Raw genomic sequence first — 25,104 nt, 5'->3', positions numbered from 1 at the left:
AAGGTCTGACTTTGGGAGTGAGAAATGAAAACATTTCTGCGCGGTTGTTCTATTGCTGTTTTCATCTTTATTTCCGGATGCAGCACTAGTCCAGAATGGCGTCAGAATGCGATTTTCGCCACTCCATTACAACCTTCTTTACAACAAGAAGTGATATTGGCTCGTATAGAACAAATTCTTGCGAGTCGCTCATTAACCGAAGATGAATACGCACAGCTTTTATATGAGCGTGGTGTGCTGTATGATAGTCTCGGTTTACGAGCTTTAGCGCGCAATGATTTTTCAATGGCGCTCTCAATAAGACCAGATATGCTGGAAATTTTTAATTTTCTAGGTATCTATTTTACGCAAGCAGCGAACTATGATGCTGCTTATGAAGCGTTTGATTCTGTTTTAGAGCTTGATCCAACTTACAATAATGCGCGTTTTAATCGTGGTATCGCTTTATACTACGGTGGCCGATTGAAATTGGCGCAGGATGATCTGCAGGCGTTTTATCAGGTCGATCCAAATGACCCCATTCGTTCGCTTTGGTTATATCTTGTCGAAAAAGAGATAAACACTGATTTAGCTAAACAACAGTTAAAACAGCGATACCAGCAGGCGGATAAAACGGGGCAATGGGGATGGAATATAGTTGAGTTTTATTTAGGTAACATTAATGAAAAAGCATTAATGTCAAAACTACGTGAAGCCTCAACCGATAACACTTCGCTCGCTGAGCATCTTAGTGAAACTAACTTCTATTTAGGTAAGTATTACCTAAGTCTGGGGGACATGGATAGCGCAGAAGCGTTATTCAAGCTGACGGTTGCCAACAACGCACATAACTTTGTTGAGCACCGCTACGCATTGTTGGAATTAGCACTGTTAGGCCAACAAGAAGACCTAGCGGAATCGGACCAGCAATAGCTGACGAACATTTCTCTGATCAGTTTGAAAGCCATCATCTACATAGGATGAGGGCTTGTTTGTTCGTTTAATAATATAATTTGAGCCAGTTCACATTTTAGATGATAAAGACCGACAAACCATGCGGTATGTTATGTCAACTGGCTGCCATAATGAATGAGGCACAGTGACATGACTACTGAAACCGATATGACTTTTGCTGATCTAGGTTTATCAGCACCTATTTTGACTGCACTGAATGACTTAGGCTACGAGAAGCCTTCTCCAATTCAGCAACAATGTATTCCTTTCCTTTTAAACGGCAATGATGTTTTAGGTATGGCACAGACAGGTAGTGGTAAAACTGCCGCATTTAGCCTGCCACTATTGCACAATCTTGATGAATCATTAAAAGCACCACAAATTTTAGTTTTAGCACCGACTCGTGAACTTGCGGTTCAGGTTGCTGAAGCAATTGAAGATTTCTCTAAGCATTTACCAAAAGTAAATGTTGTTGCACTGTATGGTGGTCAGCGTTACGACGTTCAATTACGTGCGTTACGTCAAGGACCACAAGTTGTTGTGGGTACACCGGGTCGTTTATTAGACCATTTAAACCGTGGCACATTAGATTTATCTAAACTGAAAGGTTTAGTATTAGATGAAGCTGATGAAATGTTACGTATGGGCTTTATTGAAGATGTTGAAAACATTTTAAGTAAGATCCCAGCAGAACACCAAACAGCACTGTTCTCTGCAACAATGCCAGAAGCTATTCGTCGTATTACTCGTCGTTTCATGAATGATCCGAAAGAAGTACGCATTCAAAGTAGCGTAACAACACGTCCAGACATTAGTCAAAGCTATTGGATGACATTCGGCGCACGTAAAAATGAAGCATTAATTCGTTTTTTAGAAGCTGAAGATTTTGATGCAGCGATTATTTTCGTTCGTACTAAGAATGCAACATTAGAAGTTGCTGAAGCTTTAGAGCGTAATGGTTATAACAGTGCGGCGTTAAATGGTGATATGAACCAATCACTGCGTGAGCAAACATTAGAGCGTCTGAAAAATGGTCGTTTAGACATTTTAATCGCAACTGACGTTGCGGCTCGTGGTCTTGACGTTGACCGTATCAGCCTTGTTGTGAACTATGATATCCCAATGGATTCAGAATCTTATGTTCACCGTATTGGTCGTACAGGTCGTGCGGGTCGTGCCGGCCGTGCAATTTTATTCGTTGATAACCGTGAGCGTCGTTTACTGCGCAATATCGAACGTACAATGAAGATGACTATTCCTGAAGTAGAACTGCCAAATGCAGAACTTATCAGCCAACGTCGTCAGGAAAAATTTGCACAGCAAATCGCGCAACAATTAGAAACTAGCAACCTTGATCAGTACCGTGCTCTGTTACCTAAATTAGCTCCACAAGGTGAAGAAGCGCTGGATATGGAAACACTGGCTGCGGTATTACTGAAAATGGCTCAAGGTGAGCGTGCGCTTATCCTGCCACCAGATCCAGTTCGTCGTCCTCGTCGTGAATTTAACGATCGTGATGATCGTCGTCGTGATAACGATCGTGAGCGTTCTCCTCGTCGTGAACGTCGTGATGCTGGCGAAATGGATTTATACCGTATCGAAGTGGGTCGTGATGATGGTGTTGAAGTTCGTCATATCGTTGGTGCGATTGCTAACGAAGGCGATATCAGCAGCCGTTACATTGGTAATATCAAACTGTATGGTTCTCACTCAACCATCGAATTACCAAAAGGGATGCCAACAGACTTATTAAGCCATTTCACACGTACACGTATTATGAACAAACCACTGAATATGCAATTAGTGGGTGATGCTCAATCTCAGCCTTTCCGTGAGCGTCGTAATAACAGTCGTCGTGATGGTCAGCCACAAGGTGGTCGTCGTTTTAACAATGGTGATCAACCACAACGTCGTGGTAATAACGATCGTGGTGGCGAACGCGGTAACTTCCGTAGTCGTAGTAACGAAGGTACGCCTCGTCGTCGTAGCAGTTCTCATAACCAATAAGGAACTTGAGATTCATGTGATTTCAAGTTGAATTGATAAAAGCCAGCCCACAAAAAGTGGACTGGCTTTTTTTATAGTAATGACCAGTCTTATCGACGGTTGACGTGATGAGGGGATTTAGTCACCACTAAAAATAGTGGGTTATCACCTCGATGACAACATGAAAAAAGTTATCAACCTATATCAGAAGCAGTCATGATAAGGAAATTTTATTATTTCTTATTTAGATTTCTTAAATGCTTATAAATTGTTGCTGAACTTATACCTAACTCGGTAGACACTATTTTATGTGTTGCTGAAAATTCAAAAAGTCCACTTTCATCTAATTCTTTAATTATCTCTAAGTTTTTATATTTACTTGGAATATTTTTATTTCCATAAACTCTTTTCTTAATTGGCTCTAGATGGTTTTGTACAAGATTATTCACATCTTGTGAGAAATTTTCATGTTTTAAATTATTCGTGTCAGTAAAACTATCTATTAATGCATTTAATGGCATGTCAAGAGCAAAATTCATACAAATCATACCAATGGGTGTACCTGCATTATTAACAATTAAGGTTGATGATGATTTAAAGGGGCGAACACTTTTGGTATTGAAATAAACCTCCCACATTTGATCTGTTCGATTGAATTTTGAGAGTTTCTCTAAGGCAATGTTAGTAACAGGGGCGCCTAAGCTACGGCCAGTAACATGCCCATTAACTATATGGATAACAGAGTGGCGTAAATCCTCAAAACTATGTAGCACTATTTCACAATAATCACCTAAAAATTGCCCCAGATTATCAAGAAAAGGAATATAAGAATGAAGTAAATACCGATCTTCTTCAGTAATTTTTTGGTTTGTAGGAAGGTCCATAATAAATTTTACCCATCATTACAGTTAAGTAATTCTAACGTTAAAAGTTATCTAAATCCATACTTTGTATACTTTTATTACACTGAGTAAAATATTTTTATACTTAGTTAAGTTTTATGATCCTAAGCACATACTTTATTCCCCTAATATGGCTAAATACACGGCATAGAAATTCGAGGAAAAGATTATGAAGCTAGGTATTGAAACAGAGTCATACCACCTATTTTTTCAACAAGGTGTAATGGATGTTTTTGATTTTATAAATAAAGCAGCTGAATTAGGGTTAGATGGGGTCGAATTAAACATCATACCTGATGAAGGGTTACATCCAGAATTTGGTGTACTAACAAGTGATAATCCTGAGTATTTGGCCAAAATACGCCAGGCAATTGAAGATAAAAATCTTTACTGTGAATTAGACACTCGCTTTACAACACCAGAAGCTTTAACAAAAGCAATTGATATTGCTCGAGGTATTGGAGCTGATGTTATACGTACTTATATGTTCCGCCGTGGACAATATAATCCGAAACAATATCCTAAAATTATTCAAGATATTAAGTCTATTGTTCCATTATTAAAAAAATATCGTGTACGTCTTGCAATAGAAAATCATGAAGATGAGACCGCTGATGAAATAGTGAATATTGTAAAGAATATTGATTCTACTTGGGTGGGTGCACATTGTGATATTGGTAATGGCATGATGGCGTGGGAAGATCCCATTGTAACAGTGAGTAAGTTGGCACCTTATACATATAGTACCCATTTTAAAGATCATATTGTTACATACCATGATGAAACGCCAGTGATTACAGGAATGCCTCTTGGTGAAGGGAGCATTAATATCGATGAATGTTTTCGCTTATTAGTTGAACATTCGCCTGTAACACGTATTAACTTAGAAAACTGTTTTCCATATACATCTCATTTTGCTAGGGATAAAGGGACGGGAGGAGTATTTGAATTCAGTGGAAGTTTTGAAGTTAAACCACCTCCTTTTGATTCTAAGCTAATTAAACCATTGGAATATTATTATCCAGAAAAAATTTCTCGCATGGCATTAGAAACATTAATGGAGGCACAAGATCGTTGTGTGCAAGTTTCTGTTAATGAATTAAAGAAATTAAGAAAAAAATATTGTTATTAATATATAAACATCTTTATAAAATATTGGAGTTATTTCATGATTATTAATACTACATCAGCACCAGAAGCCATTGGCCCTTATTCACAAGCAATTAAAATTGAGAATCATATTTATATTTCAGGTTGTTGCCCATTTAATCCTAATGATGGTTCTGTTATGGGAAATGATATTGAAACTCAAACACTTAGAGCTATGAATAATTTAAAAGCTATTTTAGAAGAAGCTGGTGCAACAATGAATGATGTCGTTAAAACGACATGTTTTATTAAAAATATAGAAAGTTTCCCTGTTTTTAATAATATTTATTCTTCTTTTTTCTCGTCAGGAAGATATCCAGCTCGTTCATGTGTTGAGGTTTCTCGCTTACCTAAAGATGTTCTAATTGAAATAGAAGCCATTGCTTATAAAAAATAGGAAATATTATTATGAACAAGTGGACTAAATTATGTTTTCTTATTTTGGGTGGTGGAACTATATTCAAACTATCCAGTATGAAAGATGTATTTTATGTACCAATGCAACATGATTGGGGATTATCTAATACCCAGATTGGTTTTGGCTTCACTGTTTATGCAATTATTCAAACAATCGGATTATTTTCATCATTATATATTGCCGATCGTTTCTCTAAGAAAATTTTATTGCCTGCAGGATTAATTGGTGTAGGTCTATGTGGTGCTTATTTAAGTACCTTGCCTCCTTTTACTGGCTATTTAATTGCATTTGGAGTCATGGCATTTTTCGGTGAAGTTATTTATTGGCCGGTTTTATTAAAATCGGTACGATTATTAGGAAATAAAGAAGAACAAGGACGCATGTTTGGCTTTTTAGAAGCAGGGCGTGGGGTTGTTGATGTTCTCGTCGCTTCGGGGGCTCTTTATATATTTGTTTTATTTGGTGAAGGTAAAACAGGTATGCAAGCGGGATTAATTTACTATACTCTTGCTACAATAATGGTAGGCATAATTACATATTTTATTGTGGATAATGATGATAGGAAGGAAACATCTTCAGCAAGCGAGGCTAATCGCCAAGTTTTGGAAGGGATTAAAAATGTCATAAAATGTCCCAATTTATGGTTAGCATCAATGAGTATCTTTTTTGTCTATTCCGCTTATTGTGGGTTAACTTATTTTATTCCTTTTTTAAAAGACATTTACGCACTACCAATAGCCCTCATTGGTGCCTACGGTATTATTAATCAATATGCACTAAAAATGGTAGGGGGACCATTAGGCGGATTTTTAGCTGATAAAGTTGCAAAATCACCAACAATATATTTGAAGTGGACATTCTTATTATCTGCGATTGCAATGAGCATTTTCATTATGTTGCCTCATGATTCAATGAATGTATATTTGGGAATGGCTGCAACATTAGGTTTTGGTGCCATTATTTTTTCACAAAGAGCTATTTTCTTTGCACCCATGGATGAAATTGGAACTCCAAGACAATACGCAGGTTCTGCAATGGCCTTTGGGTGTATTATTGGTTATATGCCTTCCATGTTCGCTTATGCCCTTTATGGCTCATTATTAGATAATTTTGAGGGTATTCAGGGATATAATTATGTATTTAGTATTATGGTTGCTTTTAGTTTTCTCGGTTTTATTTGTGCAACAATATTAGCTAAGCGTATTCAGATGATAAGTAACAGTTAGAATATCGTTTAAAAATAAGATTCTTTATAATAAATGCAGATAATAGAAGGATGTCATTATCTGCATTTTATGTAATGAAGGTTGATTAAAAAACGATCGTCATTAATGGTGTTATTCTATTTATGGCATTTTTATTATTAGGCTTTATTAATTAACTCAATTACCTCTGCATCCATAAGTGGAGTGAGTTTTGCACTAATCACAATTTTTTTGTATTTGTTATTAAACCCACCTGCAATGACCTCATTAAATAAGCGGATTTCCACTTTTGATAATCCATCTTCTATTTTTTCCAAAGGATGGATAACCACATTTCTTTTTTTACAAAACAAAGAGAATGGATTAATACCGAGATCTTTAAGCGCGATATGAATGGCTTCAATAGCAGGATAGAAATCCCCAATTAACATTCTACTATGAGAGAAATCACGCTGTACTGATGCTTTTTTTTGGCTGTGAGTATCACGAATTTCAATGCAGTTTTTATAAACTTTAATATAAATAGGTTCCATCCACTTTCTCCTTCCATAAAGACTTAGCTTAAACCAATCGCCTCTTTTAACGGTTTAAGATATCGGCGGCTAACAGGAATTTGGCTGTTATTATGTAATATCAGTTCAGCTTGTCCATTATCACCAAAAATAATCTCATTAACATAATCCATGTTCACTAAATATTGACGATGGCAACGTACTAATTGTGTTCGTGTTTCTAAAGTCCGTAATGTCAATTCTGTAAAGCCTTCTTGGCCTTGATTATTTGTTACATAGACACCACTGAGCCTTGATGTTGCGAATACAGCCTCATCAATTGGCATTAACCAAATACGGCTATGCCCTGTACATGGAATGCACTTTAAACGCTCTTCAGGTGGTGTTAAGAGATCGATATTTTGCTTATTACCTTGGCGTAAGCGGTTTAATGTTTTTGTTAAACGCTCTTGCTCTAATGGCTTAAGTAAATAATCAAAAGCGTGTTCTTCAAAAGCTTGAATCGCATACTCTTCAAACGCGGTTAAAAAAACAATATAAGGGCGATGTTCAGGATCAAGCATAGTGACCATTTCAAGCCCTGTAATCCGAGGCATTTGGATATCAAGAAAAACAACATCAGGTTTTTTACGATGTATCTCGCCTATAGCTTCAATCGCATTACTGCATTCACCAACAATATGAATATCTTTTTCTACTTCAAGTAAACAACGTAAGTTTTCACGAGCTAATGGCTCATCATCAACGATTAATATATTCATTGTTAGGTAGCGTTATCCGTACTTTTTTCTAGAGGTAAGCAAATTTTCACTTTTGTGTATTCATCAGGTTGGCATTCGACTAAAACACCATAAAGTTCGCCATAGCGTAATTTTAATCGTTTATCCACCAGCCTCATTCCCAGCCCTAATTCATGTGATAGGCATTGAGGTCGATAGAGCCCAGCATTATCGCAAATTTCAACAATGATCAAATGATGCTCTTGATGCGCTCTAATTGTAATCTTTCCTGTGTCTAATAACTGTGATGTTCCATGTTTAATTGCATTTTCTACCATTGGCTGAAGCGAGAAAGCGGGTAAACGTGCATTTGCTAAGTTTTCAGGGATTTGAATATCAATCTGTAAATGTTCTTGAAAGCGCGCTTTTTCAATTTGTAAATAGGCATTCACATGTTCGATTTCATCACTTAATGTCACAACTGCTTCTGGTCTTTTTAAATTTTTACGGAAAAAGGTAGAGAGAAATTGCACTAATTGTTTCGCCTGTTCACTATCTCGGCGAATGACCGCTTGTAGTGTATTTAGTGCATTAAAAAGAAAGTGAGGATTAACCTGAGCATGTAAGAGTTTAATCTCTGATTCCAAAAGTGATTGCTTATTTCGCTCATATTGCCCTGCCAGAATTTGTGCAGATAATAGACTTGCAATCCCTTCCCCTAAAGTACGGTTAATAGAACTAAATAGGCGATTTTTAGCCTCATAAAGTTTTATTGTGCCAATAACTTGATTATTTTCACCTCTTAACGGAATAACTAAAGTTGAACCTAGTTTGCAATGAGGGGAAAGAGTGCAACGATAGGGCGTTTCATTACCATCAGCATAAACAACTTCATTATTATTAATGGCTTGTTTAGATTGATCCGATGAAATAGGTGTACCTGGTAAATGGTGATCAGCGCCGATGCCAATAAAGGCGAGTAGCTTTTCTCTATCTGTAATGGCAACTGCACTGACTCTTAATTCCTGATAAATTACTTTTGCTACACGGGTACTATTATCTTGGTTAAATCCTTTACGTAAAATACCTTCGGTACAAACGGCAATTTTTAATGCTTGTGCTGAGAAAGCGCTAGTGTATTTTTCAAATATTGCCCGTCTATCTTGTAATATTCGAATAAACATTGCCGCACCAATGGTGTTTGCGACAATCATTGGTGCAGCAATATCTTTAACTAAGGCAAGTGCTTCATTAAATGGTCGTGCTAATAATAAGATGATGCTCATTTGTATGATTTCGGCAAAGAAAGTCACAGATGCAGCAGTCCAAGGATTAAATATGCGGTGCATTTGTCCGCGTTTGACATAATAACGGTGAACTAATCCGCCAATTAATCCTTCTGCTATAGTTGACACCATACAGCTGAATGCGGTCATCCCACCAAGAGAATAACGGTGTAAGCCTCCCGTAAAGCCAACAAGAAAACCGACATAAGGGCCACCTAATAATCCGCCTAATACGGATCCAATAGCTCGCGTATTGGCAATAGAATCATTAATATGTAGCCCAAAATAGGTACCCATAATGCAGAAAATGGAGAATATGACATAGCACATCAACTTATGGGGAAGTTTTATTGTGACCTGTAAAAGTGGCGTAAATAGCGGTGTTTTGCTTAAAAACCAAGCAATAATTAAATAAACGCACATTTGCTGTAATAACAGCAAAATAAGATCAAATTCATACATAAGTATTGAGTACCGTTCTCTTTTCTATCTGAATAATATAAAAAGTTCAGATAAAACGGGGATATTAATTAGGCGATAAAGTTTGATATAAGAATAACTTAATCGCACTATCAAAGAAAATATTCCTTTGCGTCAGTGATCTAGCGCACAAAATTCTTAAAGAAATTCTGAGTTATTGTGTAATATAACTCTGTCAGTGAGTGTTCTACTTCACTATTAAGGTCTAATCGTTATATGAAAAAAAGAGCCATTTATCTTATTTTATTAATGCTAATACTAATTGCATTAGCCGTACTTTTCCGCGCGCATAATCAATATTTATTATTGCAAGGAGAAGTTGATGCTCCAGAAGTGATTGTTGCCTCTAAAGCCAAAGGCCGAGTTATTGAACGCCATATAGAGCGAGGTGATGATGTCAAAAAAGGGCAATTAATGATCACATTAGAAAGCCCTGAACTTAATGCGCAAGTTGCTGCACTTGAAGCCGCCAAAGCACAAGCTCAAGCTCAATTAGATTTGTCATTACATGGCACAAGAGAAGAGAGCATTCGGAATCTAGAAGCGGTTTTATCTCAAGCTAAAGTAGAAGCTGCAAATGCGGCAAGAGATTATCAGCGTATTAGCGCTGTGGCTAACCAAGGTTATGTCTCAGCAACCGAACTGGATAATGCGCGCCGTAGTCGTGATGTTGCATCACAACGTGTCAGAGGTGCTCAAGCCGAATTGGATGAAGCCAAAAATGGCGATCGCATTGAATTACGCCATAAATACACCGCAGCAGTGCAACAGGCTGAACAACAACTTATTGAGTTGAAGATCCAACAAAACGACTTACAAGTTAAAGCACCAGTAGATGGTGAAGTCGGTCCTATTCCTGCGGAAATAGGTGAACTTTTTAATGCCAATAGTCCACTTGCTACCCTTATTCGTATTCCTGATGCTTATTTTGTTTATAACCTTCGTGAAGACATCTTAGCGGATATTCGCAAAGGTGATCGTATTACTATCACGGTTCCTGCATTAGGTAATAAAGAGGTAGAAGCTGAAATTCGCTATATCGCTCCAATGGGTGACTACGCAACAAAAAGAGCGACAAGAGCAACGGGTGATTTCGATTTAAAAACGTTTGAGATCCGACTGTATCCTGTGACGCCAATTGAAGGGCTTCGCCCCGGTATGAGTGCATTATGGCGTTGGGATAAATAAGGACAAACAATGAGAGTAAAGGCAGCTTGGCGTGGCTTTAGTAGCGCATTTTCACGAGAAACTCATATGGCAGTACGTAGCCCCGTTTTTCACTGGCTAAGCTGGCTATTTCCATTGATGTTGTTCACGTTAATTAGTGCTAACTTTTCTGAAGGTACACTGCTGAATTTACCCGTTTCGGTGATCAATAACGATAATAGCCCGTTATCAAGAACACTGATCAGAGACTTAAATGCAGGCTCTCATGCGCAATTAAATACGTTAGATGGTAATCCTCGAACAGCAATGGAACGGCTTGGTAGTGCAAAAGATTATGCGATACTCACCATTCCTCGACACTTTGAAAGCAAGGTATTAGCAGGAAAGCAACCTACCACACGTATGTATTACAACGGGTTGTATTATGCAGCAGGAAGTTATGCAATACAGGATTTTAGTGGATTAATTGCAGAGCTTAATGCGCAATATCGCACTGTTTTAGCTCAAGAGATGAATAAACCTGTTCCTCCATTGGCAAAAGTGACGCTCTCTTATGACAGCTTGTTTAATGCCAGTGGCAGCTATATTTATTATCAGCAATTTGCAGCTACTATTCATATGCTCCAGCTATTTGTCGTGACTTGTACGATTTATTCGTTATCACGCGGTAATATGCTATTGAATATTAAGCCTTTCACCTGTGCCCTTATTGGTAAACTCAGCCCTTACACCTTGTTTTTCTTAACCTTGTTAATTGTTGAATTGGCGGCATTAGTACATTTTTCGGGGGCGAAGGTGAACGGTAATCCGCTATATATGGTGTTGGTGGGGTTCTTCTATATTATTGCAGCTCAAAGTGTGGGGTTACTGCTCTTTGCATTTACCAATAGTGCAATAACAGCATACAGTATGATAGGTATGTTGGTGAGTATTGCATTGGCATTTTCAGGTATGGCTGTACCTGAGCTTTCAATGATCTTACCTGCACAGATTATTTCTAATTTAGAGCCATTAACTCACGCCTTAAATGCCATGTTTGATATCTTCTTAAGAGAAGTATCACTACAAGGTATTTTATATGTTTGTTCGCTCTTGCTGATTTATCCTTTTGCCATCGCCTTCTTAGTTCGCAAACGTATTTTTAAACGATTGGAATTACAGGTAGGTGTTGCATGATGCAGATGTATTTCCAAACTTTTAAGCGCGTTCTACTGGGGATGTTAGAAAAACCGATGTGGATGCTACTTATCGTTTCCCTATGTATTATGAGTTTGGTGTATGCCAAACCAGTTCTATGGGATTTACCTGTGGCAGTGATTAATCAAGATCATAGCCCTGCAAGTTATTCACTTATTCGGGCATTAAATTCCACACCTAAATTAAGCATTAAAAATTACGATAATTTAGATGAAGCTCGTCACGATATGATTATGCGTGAGCTTTTTGCCATCATTATTGTTCCAACTGATTTCGAGAAGAAATTATTGAATGGTAAAGATGTCACTGTTCCGGTCTTTGGTGATGCTACAAACCGCCTTGCCAGTGGGCAAATTCAACAAGAATTGATGTTGGCATATCAACAGTTATTAGATTCTTACAATGGGCGCATTTTACAAAATGCGGGCTTTAGTGTTGAACAATCGAAAATTCTATTAAAGCCTATTCAGGGTGAAACCATAGCGATGTATAACCCAGGGGTAAGTTTTGCTGCAATTATTTTCCCGGGCTTATTAGTCATGTTATTACAACACTCGCTTTTAATTGCTTGTGTCCGAGTCAGTATTGCTGTGAGAAGTACGCCAAAAGGAAAGCCACCATTAGCGGTTTATTTAGGGGCGTTATCTGCACTTATTCCTATTTGGTTATTTTTATCTGCCGTATTCTTTGCATTATGGCCTTGGGTATTAGGCTATCGCCAAGAAGCTCCCCTTTACCAAGTATGGATGCTCACTTTCCCATTCCTATTGGCTGTATTAGGTCTTGGCAAGTTAATTACAGAGTGCTTACGCAGTGTTGAGATGATTTATCTGACATTGGCATTTGTTACAACACCGGTATTCTATATTTCTGGTACGATTTGGCCATTACAAGCGATGCCTGACTGGGTATTTGCAATCTCATCTGCACTACCTTCTACATGGGCAGTAAACGCCATGGCAGGTATAAATCAAATGGGATTATCATTCCAAAGCATATTAGGCGATATTGTGATGATGCTGGTTTTAGGTGTGATTTACACCGTGTTAGGCGTACTGGTGGGTATGTTACGTAATGGTGAGTTAAGACATATTACGCACCAATTTAAACATTGGTTACATCATCGCGGTGAGCCAAAATAAAAAGCCCGTACGGGCTTTTTATTTAATCATATTATGATGTGCTAAAATATTTTTATTCCACTAACTCCAACCCGGCTAACTTACGCCAATAGCCATTACAGTCATGGTGATGAATTGTTGTCAGTGGTTGTTGACCTTGTTCATTTTGGCGAAATTGTTGCAAGGTATCAAAAATAGCATCAGATTCAGGAGATAAACGGATAATATCCACTAAACCTGCCATTGATGTTTGATCATTACCCAAGTTATAACAATAGCCACTTTGTGTTTGAATACCATTAAGAACAAATACTTGCTGATTTTCTTGTGAGAGTACTTCACGGCCTTGAGGGTATTTTTGGCAGCAGGTCTCACAATCATCTTTAGAGCGATTTTCAGAACGAGCAGTAAAACAGCGCGCTGAATAAGCCAAAGGAAGATGTCCATAAGCTAGGACTTCAACCTCGAATTTATCTCTAATACCTAATGTTTCACATTGGGTTAGAAGGTTGCTTAACCATTCGCGAGAAAGCTCAACAGGCATACACCAACGCATCATTCCTTGTTTATGCAACAAACGTAACGCATAAGCGTTGTAGCAATTAAGCCCGTGGCCAGCCACAAAAGGAAGATGACGTTCGTAAAGCATATTGATCACGCCAAAATCATGCGCTTCAACTAAAAACTCACCGTTATCAACTAACTTAGCAATTTCTTTTAATTCAGAAGGTGCTTGTAATAACGCTAAGGTAGAAAGAACCACTTGCTTACCACTTTTAGCCACTTCTTTGGCGAGGTTGATCCAATCTTGAGGCTTGGTTTCTCGGCGTTTACTACAAACTGTTTCACCTAGATAAATAATATCAGCATCACTATGTTTTGCTTTTTCATAGAACGCTTCAAGTGCTTCTTTTTGCCAATAATAAAGTACAGAGCCTAATGCATATTTCATTTTCTTATCCTTATTATTGCCATTTACGGTGATAAGCACCCAATGTCGTTTGTGTCCCTTCTGAAATTTTTCCTAATGCATTCATCCAACGAGGGTTAGTACTAAAGCCTTGAGGATCTTTTTTGCATTGATCGATAGCTGCACGCCAAACCCTTGCAACTTCAGTAACATAAGCAGGACTACGTTGACGACCTTCAATTTTGACAGATGCGATGTTCATCGCCATTAACTCTGGTAATAGTGAAAGAGTATTGAGGCTCGTAGGCTCTTCTAATGCGTGATAACAGTGATCATCAACAAAATAGCGTCCTTTGCACAATGTTGGATAACCTGCATTCTCATTAGGTGAATAGCGGTCGATAAGTACGTCATTAAGGCGAGACTCCATTCCTTGCGGTGTTTGTTGCCAACGTACAAAACGAGCAGGGGAGCAAGCCCCCACGGTATTAGGGGATTCACCAGTTAAATAAGAAGAGAGATAGCATCGACCTTCAGCCATAATACATAAGCTACCAAAGGCAAAAACTTCTAAAGGTACTGGACTAGTTTGTGCTAATTGTTTTACTTGATGAATAGATAGAACTCGAGGAAGAACAATACGGGCCACATCAAAGTTACGTTGATAAAATTCAATCGCTTGTGTATTGGTTGCAGAAGCTTGCACTGAAACATGGCGCTCAATATGAGGATAACGTTCTGCGGCGTATTCTAACATGGCGATATCCGCCAAAATAAGAGCATCAGCACCTAAAGATGCTGCCATATCAACCGCTTTTTGCCAGCGTTCAAACCCATCAGGGTGAGCAAAAGTGTTTATTGCAATATGCAATTTTCGCTGGTGGCGGTGAACATAATTAACCGCTTCTTGTAACTTCTTTTCTGTGAAATTCAAACCCGCAAAATGTCTTGCATTCGTATCATCTTTTAAACCGATATAAACGGCATCCGCGCCATTATCTATGGCCGCTTTTAAGGCAGGTAAATTACCCGCTGGGCACAGTAATTCCATCTTCACTTCCCTTTAGAAATTAAGAATGATCGGAAATTGTAATGAGCAAGATAAAAAAAGGTTTTGATTTAGGGCAGAGAACTCTGTTTTTTGCTTAAGTAAAATCAAAGAACTCAAAATGTGAACAACGGATTAACCGAATATTGATATAGGATCGCAGAATATCTGTCTATATCTGGCACAATAGCCCGTAATTTTATTTATAGGAGTCCGAACGTGTTTAACAAAATTCGTACCCATTTGGTTAAAGAAGGGCCTCGTTTTTTACGTTACCCTTTACAAGTTACCCCATTTGCTCTGCAACGGGACATCTTAGAACAGTTTTTAAGTTGGCAGTTTCGTGAGTCGTTAGCTGAAGGTGACTTACACTTTTTAGAAGAGAAATGGCTAAAAGTCGAGATAAGAGACTTACATTTACAGTGGTTTATCAGTGTTCGTGATGATAAATTAGTGGTTAGTCGCTTAGAAAAAGAAGATGTCAGCTTTAGCGGAAATGCTAATGATCTTATTTTAATTGCTGCTCGCAAAGAAGATCCTGACACCTTATTTTTCCAACGTCGTCTACAAATTGAGGGTGATACAGAACTCGGGTTATATGTTAAGAACCTGATGGATGCAATTGAATTAGACTCAATGCCATCTGTGTTGCGTTTTGGTTTATTACAACTGGCTGAGTTTGTAAAAAGTGGGCTTCAAGAAGAAAAAGAAGACACTCTGCACAGCCATGAACTGAGCTCAACTTCATGCTAATACGTGTTGAAATTCCCGTTGATATTCCTGCAATTGATAACCTTTTACGCCAAGCGTTTCCGACAGGTAGTGAAGCTGATTTAGTCGGGCATTTACGTGAAGAAGGGTTATTAACATTAGGCATGGTAGCAATTAGCGATGAAGGCCAATTGATTGGCTATATCGGTTTTACACCTGTTGATATTGATGGAAAAGATTGCCAGTGGGTAGGACTTGCACCACTTGCTGTTGCACCTGATTTCCAAAACCAAGGTATTGGACGTCAACTGATTAATGAAGGGTTAGATAGCTTAAATGAATTTGGTTACGGTGCAGTTGTGGTGTTGGGGGAGCCTGAGTATTATCAAAAATTAGGTTTTATCCCAGCTAAGTCACAGGGCTTACATTGCAAATGGCCTGATACAGAAGAGGCTTTTCAGCTTTATGCGTTAGAAAATGGCAATGTTGATGATATCCATGGTTTAGTCAACTATTCACCATTGTTTGACCAATTTAGCTAAATTTATTTATCCTGTATTAAATACAGTGTAATGTCTGAAGGCTGGTCAATGATCAGCTTTTCTTTTTGCGTCTTTTTCAACTGCTTTAATTGGTATTCAAGTTGAGAAGCTCGTTGCCTATTCCCTACCTGACAATAAAATTCTAGTAATAAAGGGCCTTTACCTTTCAGTGCTTTAGCACCCGTTCCATTCTGATGTTGTTGAAAACGTCTCTCAACATTTGTCGTGATCCCTGTATAAAGGGAACCGAGACGATTTCTAACAATATAGAGTGACCACATTGTCTCCGTCATCATTTTTCCTTTTCGTGCTATTTTCTCTTTTGATAAATAATATTTCTTAATTTTTTAAGTGAGTAATTTATCGTTTTATCAAAACGAAATCTATCAAATATATCAATATGTTGTGAAATATTTGTGACAGTAAGTCCTATCATTTAAAAAAAGACATTCAATTTTTTTGAAAGTGAACAGCAATTATTGCTAATTTTAAATTTAAACTAAAGCGCATAATATGATCCACATCACAGAGAGACACTCCGCGATACCTAACAAAATTAGAATTTACTTGGAGTTTATTATGAAAAAATCTACATTAATCGCTGCTACATTAGCTTTAAGTGCTATTTCATTCGGTTCAATCGCATCTGATAGCGTATCAAAAAGTCCTTCGGTGAATGGTGAGTATATCACAATCACAGGTAGCGATACTTTAGATGGTTTAACAACTAAGATTGCCCAAATTGCAAAAGATGAAGGTGCAAAAGGCTTTAAAGTTGTCGGCGCTACAGGTGATGATTACCTCACTGTAAATGCTGAAATTTATCGTTAATTTTAACTATTCCCGATAAATAACCTGTAATAAGAGACACGCGGTAAGACGCTCGTTTTGATGATATAATTATCATCTAAACAGCGTCTCTTTTTGTTTCTATGCAGGTATGTTATGTCTTCATTAGATTCGATCAAAATAATTAAACAATATATACGTAACAACCATGTGTTTACCTTATGCACAACATGTTCATTGGGTGATATTTGGTGTGCTAATTGTTTTTATTGGTTTGATGAAAGTCAAATGAGGCTTGTTTTTCTTTCTGAAAAGAAAACACGCCATGCACAAATGATGCAGGAAAACTTATTAGTTGCCGGAAGTATCAGCACACAAGAAATTGCCGTATCAGATTTACAGGGTATTCAATTCACGGGGTCTGTTTCTTTACTGACTGGTAAAGACGACATCAACGCAAGAAAATATTATTGTTTACGTTTTCCTGTCGCATTAGCCGCCATCCATGTACCTTTATGGGAATTACAATTGCAAGAAATTAAGATGGTAAATAATCGGTTGGGCTTTGGGACCAAGCTTTATTGGCAACGTGATTAACTTTCTTATTCTTCTTAAATTTTCTTTATTCCCAAAAATAATGATTTTTTTGTTCCCATCCTTTTAAAGACATACATGAGGTATAGAAAGTGTATCTGTCAAGTTTATTAATGTCTTCAACATAACTTTCTGTCATTGGCACACGTTCAGTGTAGGTTTTATTATCACCACAGTGATATTTATCTTCTTTACGACACGTTTTTTCTACATCATGATAAACAGTACGTTGTAGCACTTCTTTGCGAATAGGATAGCGAGTATTCGCATCGAGTTCACAAAGCATTTTAGCTTCTTGTAATGTGTAATCTGATGCACCTGTGGGTTCCCAAGTACTGTTACAACCAGAAAGTAAAATTATTGAAAAAAAAAGAAAAAGTGTTCTTTTCATATTAAGTATCATCATAAAAAAGAATAGTTGATAGCGTTAATAATAAAACAAAACTAATCACTTTGACTATTATTTTTTGAAAATGATTCGTATTCGATAACGGAGGTGAGTAAATACGAATGATGAAAGAAAAAAGCCCATTATAAAAATGGGCTTTTAGATATTATTCAAATGATGAAAGATTTTTTTCTATCTCAGCATCTATTTCAGTATGTTGGAGATGTTTAGCGCCGAGTTTCTTTTTTAATTCAGCGCCTAGCTTCACGAGTTGTTCTCGATTCGCTTTAGACTGCTTTTTACCCCATTTTTTTAAATGGTAGTTCAGTTCATGATCTTCAGAAAAGCTTACATATTTATTATCACTTAAAGGCATACATCCTCCAGTTAATTCAATGTGTATTACTTCAATTTATGGATCACCTGATTACTACTACCACGCCACAGTAATGCGGGATCATAAAGTTCTTGTTCGAACTTCCCATCAATCAGCACGTTAATGTAACTAACGACTTCTTGCTGCTCTGGGGTCAAGTCTGCCAGCAAATAGCCTGTCCAAACCCAAATGTCTTTTTCAGGACATTCGGCTTTGACTCGTTTTACTAAGTGCAAAATTGTAGATAGATTTTGCGGATGTAAAGGATCACCCCCTGAAAGTGATAATCCTTGTCGTTTAATTCGACTATCTTGAAGATCGGCAATAATCTGATCTTCCATCTCTTGTGTAAATGGCTTGCCTGACGTTAATGACCACGTTGATTTGTTATAACAGCCTCGACATTGGTGTATGCACCCTGCAACAAACAGGGTGCAACGAGTACCGGGGCCATTGACAACATCAACAGGGTAATATTGATGGTAATTCACACTCTTAACCTAACTGACCATTTGCCAGATGTTTTACGCGACGTTTAACTTCTTCTTGTTTTCCCGCATTAAATGGGCGTGAATCTGGGCTACCTAAATATCCACATACACGGCGAATAACGGAAACTCTCGCTGGGTTGTGATTACCACAACGTGGGCAAGTAAAGCCTTTGCTAGTACAAGAGAATTCACCGGTATAACCACAGTCATAACATTCATCAATCGGAGTGTTTGTTCCATAATAAGGAACGCGGGTATAGCTGTAATCCCACACATCTTCTAACGCTTTAAGGTTATGCTGTAAGTTTGGATATTCGCCGTAACAAATGAAACCGCCATTGGCTAATGGAGGATAAGGCGCTTCAAAATCCAGTTTGTCGTATGGATTTACTTTCTTCTCAACATCTAAGTGGAAGCTATTGGTGTAATAACCTTTATCCGTTACACCCGGTAAAATACCGAATTCAGCTGCATCTAAGCGACAGAAACGATCACATAAGTTTTCACTTGGTGTGCTGTAAAGGCTAAAACCATAGCCAGTTTCTGTTTTCCACTGATCTGTTGCTTCACGCAGACGATTAATAATTGCGACAGCTTTTTCTCTTAAGGTCTCATCATCAAAAACGTGTTTTTGGGTACCAAACAGTGCATTAATGGTTTCATGAACACCGATATAACCTAATGAGATTGATGCTCTGCCATGTTTAAAGATTTCAGCTACATTATCATCTGCTTTTAAGCGAACACCACAAGCGCCTTCCATATAAAGGATTGGGGCAACACGTGCTTTGACGTTTTCTAAACGAGCAATACGTGTCATCAGTGCTTTTTTCGCTAACTCGAGGCGATCGTCAAGTAGCGACCAGAATGTCGCTTCATCACCTTGAGCTTCAATAGCAATACGTGGCAAGTTCAGGCTGATAACACCGAGGTTATTACGACCTTCATGGATCATCTCACCATTTTCTTCGTAAACACCTAAGAAGCTACGGCAACCCATTGGCGTTTTAAATGAACCTGTTACCTTAACAACTTGATCGTAATTTAAGATATCGGGATACATGCGTTTACTTGCACATTCAAGTGCAAGTTGTTTGATATCGTAGTTAGGATCGCCAAATTTATGGTTTAAACCATCTTTAATGGCAAAAACGAGTTTAGGGAAAACAGCTGTTTTACGGTTTTTGCCTAAACCAGCCATACGATTTTCAAGAATAGATCGTTGAATTAAACGCGCTTCTTTTGACGTACCAAGGCCAAAACCAAAAGTGACAAATGGTGTTTGCCCATTAGCTGTATGCAGTGTATTAACTTCATACTCTAAAGATTGAAATGCGTCATAACACTCTTTTTCAGTGCGCGCATTTGCATAGGCTTCTTTATCAGCAATTTGCCACTCTTGCGCTACTTTATAGTGTTTGTCATAACTTGATTTTACAAACGGCGCTAATACTTCATCGATACGATTTATCGTTGTACCGCCATAAATATGGCTTGCCACTTGTGCGATAATTTGTGCAGTTACTGCTGTTGCTGTTGAAATAGATTTAGGGGGTTCTATTTCCGCATTTCCCATTTTAAAGCCATTGTTTAACATGCCTTTAAGGTCAATTAGCATGCAGTTAAACATAGGGAAAAACGGTGAATAATCGAGATCATGATAATGAATTTCACCACGCTCATGAGCGAGTACCACATCTCTTGGCAGGATATGCAATTTTGCGTAATGTTTAGCCACAATACCCGCAAGTAAATCACGCTGGGTAGGGATAACCTTACTGTCTTTATTCGCATTTTCATGAAGAATAGAGACATCACTTTGTTCGATAAGACCTCGGATTTCCTGAGTTAGTCTTCCACGTTGCTCACGAGCAACATCTCGGTCATGACGGTATTCAATATAGGCTCTGGCGACATCTTTATGTTCACCAGCCATCAGCTGATTTTCTACGGCGTCTTGGATCTCACGGATATCGACATTCGAACGTCCTGCGAGAGATTGTGAAACAGATTCAGCGACGGATACGCAATAATCATCATCAGTGATCTCACAAGCTACGGCGGCTCTTTTGATAGCATCGCTGATGCGGGTTTGGTCAAAAGAGACTTTACATCCGTCTCGTTTTATCACTATGGTTTTCACAATCTTGCTCCTTAACTATTTATCCACAGGCTCAAATCCCATAAAAACAGGTGATGGCACAGCATTCAGGCTTATTGTGGATAAGATGTGTATAATTACTATATGTTGTAGGTCGATATGTATTAAAGCACAATATATAGTAATTGGAAGGGAAATAATCTTCATTAAAACTGATCTGCATCAAGGTATTTTTGCTACGTCAGGCATCAAGAGGGATTGGCTGAATTGTAAATATGTGCCAAAAACAGAAGTGATAAATTATTCATCAAAAAGTGAGAACATAAAAAAAGCAAAGTGCTCATAAAGAGACCTTTGCTTTTTTATGGCTTGCTATTGAGACGAAATTAACGGATAGCGATAACTTCGATTTCTACTTTTGCATCTTTTGGTAAACGTGCAACTTCAACACAAGAGCGAGCAGGGAATGCAGCGTTATGCTCTTTGAAGAATGCTTCATAAGCAGCATTGATCGTACCGAAATCATTTAAATCTTTTACGAAAACAGTGGTTTTGATGATATTAGCAACAGTTAAACCCGCTTTTTCAATGATTGCTTTTACGTTTTCTAAAGATTGACGAGCTTGTTCTGCTGCATTATCAGAAACAAATTCACCGGTTGCAGGATCAACTGGTAATTGACCTGAAGTGATCACTAAGTTACCTAAATCAACGCCTTGTACATAAGGACCAATCGCAGCTGGGGCTTTATCGGTATTAATTTCGTAAGACATTTAGAACTCCTGTTTTTATAAGATTAACGCTAACATTCGATTCGTGTGGCGCTATTATAGCCAGCGCTTCAGGTTAGCAATATGACAGATGTCAGGCTTTATCATAAAGTCTGCAATTATAAAAAGAAAATAAATGAAGAGCAGTAGTGCGGTTTGACGCTATTTTTAGCCCATAAAAGTGGTGAAGTTATAGTAAATTTTTTCATAAAAAAGAAAGGATATGCTATTTTCATTTTTAATATAAATAGCCTTGAAGCTTTTAATAGGTAATTATTCTATTTTTCTTAAAAAGTTTATACTTTTTGGGAGAAGTGTATCTATAGATGTCTATAAATAATCACGATAAAGAAAAAGAAGATGTTATTTTGATAGGTAGCTATTTTAGATTACATCTATTAATACCTGAAGTAAAAGTAGCTTTAGAAATTTTATTATATTACTCGAGCATAATTTAAATGCCTTTAAAACTATCTGCCCTCGCGAGCAGATAGTTAAAAGAATTAACGAATAACCGCGTGGCGTTCGAACTCTTTTTCACAGTACTTGCAGGTTAATACAACATCTGAGGCCAGTTTTTTGACACGGAAACTACTTTGTACTGGCTCGTTATGGCTAATACAGTTGCTATTAGGACAAGGCACCACATCTTCAAGCAATTCTGGCAAGCTTAATGCCATCTTATTAACGACTTGATAATCATCGATGATATTTACAGTTGCTTGAGGCGCATACATCGCTAAACGGTTTGCTTGCTCAGAGGTTAAAAAGACATTTTCGATTTTAATTAAGTCTTTTTTACCTAAATTTTCTGAAGGTAAATTAAAACCTACTGTTATTCTTTCATCAGTCTCTGTTAGGCGAAACAGTGAAAGAATTTTAAAGCCCACCTGCGCTGGAATATGATCAATAACAGTCCCACGTTTGATAGCTTCAACTTTTAGTTTGTGATCATGTGTCATGGTGTGCTCCTTATTAAAGAACTAAGTTTTTATTCAGAACTAAGGCAAGTAATGCCTGACGTGCGTAGATACCGTTGCCTGCTTGTTGGAAATAGTAAGCGTAAGGTGTTTTATCTACATCTGTCGTGATTTCATCGATACGTGGTAGTGGGTGTAGGATTTTGAGATTATCTTTTACATTCACTAAATCAGCGCTCGTTAAAACAAATTGAGCTTTAACATTTGCGTATTCAGATGGGTCTAAACGCTCTTTTTGTACGCGAGTCATATACAGAATATCTAGCTCTGGCATCACTTCATCTACTGTTTCATGCTGGCTATATTCAACACCATTTTCTTCCAGCAAGTGAAGAATATGTTCTGGCATGGCAAGCACTTTAGGGGCAATAAAATAGAGATGATTACCTTTAAATTTCGCCAATGCTTGTGCCAGTGAATGCACTGTTCTGCCATATTTTAAGTCACCGACCATCGCGATATTGAGATTATCCAATCGGTCTTGCGTTTCTTGGATGGTAAACAAGTCCAATAAAGTCTGAGTTGGATGCTGATTTGCACCATCACCTGCATTGAGTACTGGAATATCGCCAGCAAACTCAGAGGCTAAACGCGCTGCACCTTCTTGAGGATGGCGAATAACAATAGCATCAGCATAAGTACGAAGAACCGAAATGGTATCTGCTAATGTTTCACCTTTTTTACCCAGTGAAGTGTTGCTTCCATCAGAAAAACCGACAACTGATGCACCTAGGCGGTGAATAGCTGTCTCAAATGATAAACGAGTACGTGTTGATGCTTCAAAAAAACAGCTCGCAATCACTTTGTCTTTCAACAATTCGTTATTAGGTTGCTGTTTGAGTTTATTAGCAACGTGAAGAACAGACTCCAAATCTTCCCTGTCCAGATCATTGATGGAGATAATATGCTTTTGGTAGAGCGGATTAGTCATTAGAGTTCTCCTTTGGCGATGAATTGTGCGGTAGATGGTTTTTTATAGGCCAAAAAAAACCCCTCAATAAGAGGGGTTTTAAAAAATTGGGCTATTGGAAAAAAGAGAATGCGCTTGCGACCAGTTAAGGTGCTTGTTTTTGTTACGAATTGGAATAGGCGCTGTTTCATCTTTCCTCCTGACAAATTGTGGCGCATTATACGCATCTTAGAGTTGCACGCAAGCGTTTGCTTTTATTTTTTGCAAAAAAAATTTTTTTAATTTAAAAATCAATAAGCTTGAGATAAAACGAAGAAAACACCTATTTTTTATAAATAAAAAATAGGTGTTTTGCATGATTATGTATTTTAGAATGGATTTGCAAGGGTAGCGACCATCACCGCTTTTATGGTGTGAAGACGATTTTCTGCTTCATCAAACACAATGCTGTGTTTTGATTCAAAAACCTCATCAGTAACTTCAAAGCCACCATAGAGATTAAATTCTTCAGCTAATGCTTTACCCATCGTTGTTTCTTCATCATGAAAAGCGGGTAAACAGTGAAGGAATTTGACTTCTGGATTTCCGGTTAATTTTATAACACCCATATTGACCTGATAAGGCTTAAGTAAAGCAATACGCTCTTTCCACACCTCTTTAGGTTCGCCCATAGAAACCCACACATCAGTGTAAAGAAAATCAGCATTTTTAACGCCTTCAGCTACATTTTCAGTTAGCGTGATATTTCCACCATTTTTCTTGGCAATCTCTTGGCATTGAGCAACTAAACCTGCTTCAGGCCAACATGCTTTAGGTGCAACTAAACGTAAATCCATTCCTGTTAATGCTGCTGCTTCCAGCATGGTATTTCCCATGTTGTTACGAGCATCACCAAGGTAAGCAAATACCGTTTCTGATAATGGTTTAGTTTGATGTTCTGCGATAGTCAGTAAATCAGCTAATAATTGTGTTGGGTGAAATTCATTGGTTAAACCATTCCAAACAGGTACACCTGAATATTGTGCAAGTGCATCTACCGTTTTTTGTCCGTAGCCCCGATACTGAATGCCATCGTACATACGGCCTAATACACGCGCGGTATCTTTTATCGATTCTTTATGTCCAATTTGGCTTCCGCCTCCTAAATAAGTCACTCTTGCGCCTTGATCAAATGCAGCGACTTCAAATGCGCAACGGGTACGTGTTGAGTCTTTTTCAAAAATCAGTGCGATATTTTTTCCAGTAAGATATTGATTTTCTTGACCTGATTTTTTTGCTTTTTTCAATTGAGCTGACAATGTAAGCAGCTGTTGAATTTCAGCAGGTGAAAAATCAAGTAAACGTAAGAATGATTTTTGATAAAAAGGGTTCATGGGTGATATCCTGTTATTGAATTTATATTCAATTTATATTAATAAA

28 protein-coding genes are annotated in these 25,104 nt (G+C 37.8%); 12 read left to right on the top strand and 16 right to left on the bottom strand.

Annotation, left to right across the window (positions count from 1 at the left end):
- The first annotated feature begins 24 nt into the window (after positions 1 to 24).
- Both nlpI and GWJ01_RS01800 read left to right on the top strand, forming a co-directional pair.
- Entirely contained in the window at positions 25 to 912 is an 888-nt protein-coding gene (gene nlpI, locus GWJ01_RS01805; RefSeq protein ID WP_109394665.1) for a lipoprotein NlpI, read from the top strand.
- Positions 913 to 1,083: 171 nt separating this feature from the next.
- On the top strand, positions 1,084 to 2,940 hold the full coding sequence (locus tag GWJ01_RS01800) for a DEAD/DEAH family ATP-dependent RNA helicase (RefSeq protein ID WP_075673617.1): 1,857 nt from the start codon (positions 1,084 to 1,086) through the stop codon (positions 2,938 to 2,940).
- Between the two features lie 212 nt (positions 2,941 to 3,152).
- On the opposite strand, the gene GWJ01_RS01795 is transcribed toward GWJ01_RS01800, so the two are convergent.
- On the bottom strand, positions 3,153 to 3,803 hold the full coding sequence (locus GWJ01_RS01795) for a helix-turn-helix transcriptional regulator (protein ID WP_036939330.1): 651 nt from the start codon (positions 3,801 to 3,803) through the stop codon (positions 3,153 to 3,155).
- 187 nt (positions 3,804 to 3,990) lie between these two features.
- On the opposite strand from GWJ01_RS01795, the gene GWJ01_RS01790 reads away from it, so the two are divergent.
- Genes GWJ01_RS01790 through GWJ01_RS01780 form a run of 3 tightly spaced genes read left to right on the top strand, consistent with a single transcriptional unit; the run spans position 3,991 to position 6,614 of the window.
- Positions 3,991 to 4,953 (top strand): sugar phosphate isomerase/epimerase family protein, encoded by a 963-nt coding sequence (locus GWJ01_RS01790; RefSeq protein WP_109394659.1) that lies wholly within the window; start codon positions 3,991 to 3,993, stop codon positions 4,951 to 4,953.
- 36 nt (positions 4,954 to 4,989) lie between these two features.
- Positions 4,990 to 5,367, top strand: coding sequence for a RidA family protein (locus GWJ01_RS01785; protein ID WP_109394657.1), 378 nt, complete (start codon positions 4,990 to 4,992; stop codon positions 5,365 to 5,367).
- A gap of 11 nt (positions 5,368 to 5,378) precedes the next feature.
- Positions 5,379 to 6,614, top strand: a complete 1,236-nt coding sequence (locus GWJ01_RS01780; RefSeq protein ID WP_109394655.1) for an MFS transporter — start codon at positions 5,379 to 5,381, stop codon at positions 6,612 to 6,614.
- 137 nt (positions 6,615 to 6,751) lie between these two features.
- Here GWJ01_RS01780 and GWJ01_RS01775 read toward each other — a convergent pair whose 3' ends face one another.
- The 3 genes from GWJ01_RS01775 to GWJ01_RS01765 are packed head-to-tail and all read right to left on the bottom strand — an operon-like array spanning position 6,752 to position 9,572.
- A complete protein-coding gene (locus tag GWJ01_RS01775; RefSeq protein WP_109401973.1) occupies positions 6,752 to 7,126 on the bottom strand; it encodes a YjaA family stress response protein in 375 nt (124 codons plus the stop codon).
- Between the two features lie 23 nt (positions 7,127 to 7,149).
- Entirely contained in the window at positions 7,150 to 7,866 is a 717-nt protein-coding gene (gene btsR / locus GWJ01_RS01770) for a two-component system response regulator BtsR (protein WP_023583566.1), read from the bottom strand.
- A 2-nt stretch (positions 7,867 to 7,868) separates the two neighbouring features.
- Entirely contained in the window at positions 7,869 to 9,572 is a 1,704-nt protein-coding gene (locus GWJ01_RS01765; RefSeq protein WP_161710630.1) for a sensor histidine kinase, read from the bottom strand.
- A gap of 234 nt (positions 9,573 to 9,806) precedes the next feature.
- On the opposite strand from GWJ01_RS01765, the gene GWJ01_RS01760 reads away from it, so the two are divergent.
- The 3 genes from GWJ01_RS01760 to GWJ01_RS01750 are packed head-to-tail and all read left to right on the top strand — an operon-like array spanning position 9,807 to position 13,096.
- Positions 9,807 to 10,778: an HlyD family secretion protein gene (locus GWJ01_RS01760; RefSeq protein ID WP_075673615.1), complete on the top strand. Its 972-nt coding sequence runs from the start codon at positions 9,807 to 9,809 to the stop codon at positions 10,776 to 10,778.
- 9 nt (positions 10,779 to 10,787) lie between these two features.
- On the top strand, positions 10,788 to 11,933 hold the full coding sequence (locus GWJ01_RS01755; protein WP_109394652.1) for an ABC transporter permease: 1,146 nt from the start codon (positions 10,788 to 10,790) through the stop codon (positions 11,931 to 11,933).
- Entirely contained in the window at positions 11,933 to 13,096 is a 1,164-nt protein-coding gene (locus GWJ01_RS01750) for an ABC transporter permease (protein ID WP_109401971.1), read from the top strand. Before GWJ01_RS01755 ends, GWJ01_RS01750 begins: the two co-directional genes overlap by 1 nt.
- 52 nt (positions 13,097 to 13,148) lie before the next feature.
- Here GWJ01_RS01750 and GWJ01_RS01745 read toward each other — a convergent pair whose 3' ends face one another.
- Both GWJ01_RS01745 and ubiU read right to left on the bottom strand, forming a co-directional pair.
- Complete coding sequence (locus GWJ01_RS01745) at positions 13,149 to 14,027, bottom strand: U32 family peptidase (protein WP_109401970.1); 879 nt, start codon at positions 14,025 to 14,027, stop codon at positions 13,149 to 13,151.
- A 13-nt stretch (positions 14,028 to 14,040) separates the two neighbouring features.
- The gene (gene ubiU, locus GWJ01_RS01740) at positions 14,041 to 15,036 is read right to left on the bottom strand and encodes a ubiquinone anaerobic biosynthesis protein UbiU (RefSeq protein WP_075673611.1); all 996 of its coding nucleotides are present in this window, start codon (positions 15,034 to 15,036) and stop codon (positions 14,041 to 14,043) included.
- Between the two features lie 216 nt (positions 15,037 to 15,252).
- Between ubiU and ubiT the strand changes: the two genes are divergently transcribed.
- Positions 15,253 to 15,786 carry a ubiquinone anaerobic biosynthesis accessory factor UbiT gene (gene ubiT, locus GWJ01_RS01735; protein ID WP_109401969.1) on the top strand — a complete coding sequence of 178 codons (534 nt, stop codon included), beginning with the start codon at positions 15,253 to 15,255 and terminating at the stop codon, positions 15,784 to 15,786.
- Positions 15,780 to 16,286 (top strand): GNAT family N-acetyltransferase, encoded by a 507-nt coding sequence (locus GWJ01_RS01730; protein WP_109401968.1) that lies wholly within the window; start codon positions 15,780 to 15,782, stop codon positions 16,284 to 16,286. Before ubiT ends, GWJ01_RS01730 begins: the two co-directional genes overlap by 7 nt.
- A 2-nt stretch (positions 16,287 to 16,288) precedes the next feature.
- On the opposite strand, the gene GWJ01_RS01725 is transcribed toward GWJ01_RS01730, so the two are convergent.
- Positions 16,289 to 16,579, bottom strand: a complete 291-nt coding sequence (locus tag GWJ01_RS01725; protein WP_109394644.1) for a GIY-YIG nuclease family protein — start codon at positions 16,577 to 16,579, stop codon at positions 16,289 to 16,291.
- Between the two features lie 286 nt (positions 16,580 to 16,865).
- On the opposite strand from GWJ01_RS01725, the gene GWJ01_RS01720 reads away from it, so the two are divergent.
- A complete protein-coding gene (locus tag GWJ01_RS01720; RefSeq protein ID WP_075673608.1) occupies positions 16,866 to 17,117 on the top strand; it encodes a YdgH/BhsA/McbA-like domain containing protein in 252 nt (83 codons plus the stop codon).
- Between the two features lie 114 nt (positions 17,118 to 17,231).
- A complete protein-coding gene (locus tag GWJ01_RS01715) occupies positions 17,232 to 17,672 on the top strand; it encodes a YhbP family protein (protein WP_109394642.1) in 441 nt (146 codons plus the stop codon).
- A gap of 25 nt (positions 17,673 to 17,697) precedes the next feature.
- Here GWJ01_RS01715 and GWJ01_RS01710 read toward each other — a convergent pair whose 3' ends face one another.
- The 9 genes from GWJ01_RS01710 to argF all read right to left on the bottom strand — a co-directional run bounded on the left by GWJ01_RS01710 (position 17,698) and on the right by argF (position 25,058).
- Complete coding sequence (locus tag GWJ01_RS01710; RefSeq protein ID WP_109394640.1) at positions 17,698 to 18,060, bottom strand: membrane lipoprotein lipid attachment site-containing protein; 363 nt, start codon at positions 18,058 to 18,060, stop codon at positions 17,698 to 17,700.
- Positions 18,061 to 18,223: 163 nt separating this feature from the next.
- Complete coding sequence (locus GWJ01_RS01705) at positions 18,224 to 18,433, bottom strand: hypothetical protein (RefSeq protein WP_075673606.1); 210 nt, start codon at positions 18,431 to 18,433, stop codon at positions 18,224 to 18,226.
- 26 nt (positions 18,434 to 18,459) lie between these two features.
- Positions 18,460 to 18,924, bottom strand: a complete 465-nt coding sequence (gene nrdG / locus GWJ01_RS01700) for an anaerobic ribonucleoside-triphosphate reductase-activating protein (protein ID WP_161710629.1) — start codon at positions 18,922 to 18,924, stop codon at positions 18,460 to 18,462.
- A gap of 4 nt (positions 18,925 to 18,928) precedes the next feature.
- Positions 18,929 to 21,067 carry an anaerobic ribonucleoside-triphosphate reductase gene (gene nrdD / locus GWJ01_RS01695; protein ID WP_109401967.1) on the bottom strand — a complete coding sequence of 713 codons (2,139 nt, stop codon included), beginning with the start codon at positions 21,065 to 21,067 and terminating at the stop codon, positions 18,929 to 18,931.
- Positions 21,068 to 21,411: 344 nt separating this feature from the next.
- Complete coding sequence (locus tag GWJ01_RS01690) at positions 21,412 to 21,798, bottom strand: RidA family protein (protein ID WP_006535650.1); 387 nt, start codon at positions 21,796 to 21,798, stop codon at positions 21,412 to 21,414.
- Between the two features lie 500 nt (positions 21,799 to 22,298).
- On the bottom strand, positions 22,299 to 22,757 hold the full coding sequence (gene pyrI, locus GWJ01_RS01685; RefSeq protein ID WP_006535648.1) for an aspartate carbamoyltransferase regulatory subunit: 459 nt from the start codon (positions 22,755 to 22,757) through the stop codon (positions 22,299 to 22,301).
- Between the two features lie 13 nt (positions 22,758 to 22,770).
- Positions 22,771 to 23,706: an aspartate carbamoyltransferase gene (pyrB, locus tag GWJ01_RS01680; RefSeq protein WP_109401966.1), complete on the bottom strand. Its 936-nt coding sequence runs from the start codon at positions 23,704 to 23,706 to the stop codon at positions 22,771 to 22,773.
- Positions 23,706 to 23,876 (bottom strand): hypothetical protein, encoded by a 171-nt coding sequence (locus GWJ01_RS18665; RefSeq protein WP_162556530.1) that lies wholly within the window; start codon positions 23,874 to 23,876, stop codon positions 23,706 to 23,708. The genes pyrB and GWJ01_RS18665 overlap by 1 nt, the downstream gene beginning before the upstream one ends.
- A gap of 177 nt (positions 23,877 to 24,053) precedes the next feature.
- Positions 24,054 to 25,058, bottom strand: a complete 1,005-nt coding sequence (gene argF, locus GWJ01_RS01675) for an ornithine carbamoyltransferase (RefSeq protein WP_109401965.1) — start codon at positions 25,056 to 25,058, stop codon at positions 24,054 to 24,056.
- Positions 25,059 to 25,104 lie beyond the last annotated feature (46 nt).

This window comes from Proteus sp. G2618 (genome assembly GCF_009915995.1).
GTDB classification, from domain to species: domain Bacteria; phylum Pseudomonadota; class Gammaproteobacteria; order Enterobacterales; family Enterobacteriaceae; genus Proteus; species Proteus terrae.
Note: the sequence above shows the minus strand (reverse complement) of the source record. Positions and strands in the feature narration are given on the sequence as shown.

Coding starts and splice junctions, on each gene's coding strand:
- GWJ01_RS01750 (WP_109401971.1), top strand. CDS start 11,933: ATGCAGATGTATTTCCAAACTTTTAAGCGCGTTCTACTGGGGATGTTA.
- btsR (WP_023583566.1), bottom strand. CDS start 7,866: ATGAATATATTAATCGTTGATGATGAGCCATTAGCTCGTGAAAACTTA.
- GWJ01_RS01745 (WP_109401970.1), bottom strand. CDS start 14,027: ATGAAATATGCATTAGGCTCTGTACTTTATTATTGGCAAAAAGAAGCA.
- GWJ01_RS01755 (WP_109394652.1), top strand. CDS start 10,788: ATGAGAGTAAAGGCAGCTTGGCGTGGCTTTAGTAGCGCATTTTCACGA.
- GWJ01_RS01780 (WP_109394655.1), top strand. CDS start 5,379: ATGAACAAGTGGACTAAATTATGTTTTCTTATTTTGGGTGGTGGAACT.
- GWJ01_RS01775 (WP_109401973.1), bottom strand. CDS start 7,126: ATGGAACCTATTTATATTAAAGTTTATAAAAACTGCATTGAAATTCGT.
- argF (WP_109401965.1), bottom strand. CDS start 25,058: ATGAACCCTTTTTATCAAAAATCATTCTTACGTTTACTTGATTTTTCA.
- GWJ01_RS01765 (WP_161710630.1), bottom strand. CDS start 9,572: ATGTATGAATTTGATCTTATTTTGCTGTTATTACAGCAAATGTGCGTT.
- pyrB (WP_109401966.1), bottom strand. CDS start 23,706: ATGACTAATCCGCTCTACCAAAAGCATATTATCTCCATCAATGATCTG.
- GWJ01_RS01715 (WP_109394642.1), top strand. CDS start 17,232: ATGTCTTCATTAGATTCGATCAAAATAATTAAACAATATATACGTAAC.
- GWJ01_RS01760 (WP_075673615.1), top strand. CDS start 9,807: ATGAAAAAAAGAGCCATTTATCTTATTTTATTAATGCTAATACTAATT.
- GWJ01_RS01705 (WP_075673606.1), bottom strand. CDS start 18,433: ATGCCTTTAAGTGATAATAAATATGTAAGCTTTTCTGAAGATCATGAA.
- pyrI (WP_006535648.1), bottom strand. CDS start 22,757: ATGACACATGATCACAAACTAAAAGTTGAAGCTATCAAACGTGGGACT.
- GWJ01_RS01790 (WP_109394659.1), top strand. CDS start 3,991: ATGAAGCTAGGTATTGAAACAGAGTCATACCACCTATTTTTTCAACAA.
- GWJ01_RS01690 (WP_006535650.1), bottom strand. CDS start 21,798: ATGTCTTACGAAATTAATACCGATAAAGCCCCAGCTGCGATTGGTCCT.
- nlpI (WP_109394665.1), top strand. CDS start 25: ATGAAAACATTTCTGCGCGGTTGTTCTATTGCTGTTTTCATCTTTATT.
- GWJ01_RS01720 (WP_075673608.1), top strand. CDS start 16,866: ATGAAAAAATCTACATTAATCGCTGCTACATTAGCTTTAAGTGCTATT.
- ubiU (WP_075673611.1), bottom strand. CDS start 15,036: ATGGAATTACTGTGCCCAGCGGGTAATTTACCTGCCTTAAAAGCGGCC.
- GWJ01_RS01785 (WP_109394657.1), top strand. CDS start 4,990: ATGATTATTAATACTACATCAGCACCAGAAGCCATTGGCCCTTATTCA.
- GWJ01_RS01710 (WP_109394640.1), bottom strand. CDS start 18,060: ATGAAAAGAACACTTTTTCTTTTTTTTTCAATAATTTTACTTTCTGGT.
- GWJ01_RS01730 (WP_109401968.1), top strand. CDS start 15,780: ATGCTAATACGTGTTGAAATTCCCGTTGATATTCCTGCAATTGATAAC.
- GWJ01_RS18665 (WP_162556530.1), bottom strand. CDS start 23,876: ATGAAACAGCGCCTATTCCAATTCGTAACAAAAACAAGCACCTTAACT.
- GWJ01_RS01725 (WP_109394644.1), bottom strand. CDS start 16,579: ATGACGGAGACAATGTGGTCACTCTATATTGTTAGAAATCGTCTCGGT.
- GWJ01_RS01800 (WP_075673617.1), top strand. CDS start 1,084: ATGACTACTGAAACCGATATGACTTTTGCTGATCTAGGTTTATCAGCA.
- GWJ01_RS01795 (WP_036939330.1), bottom strand. CDS start 3,803: ATGGACCTTCCTACAAACCAAAAAATTACTGAAGAAGATCGGTATTTA.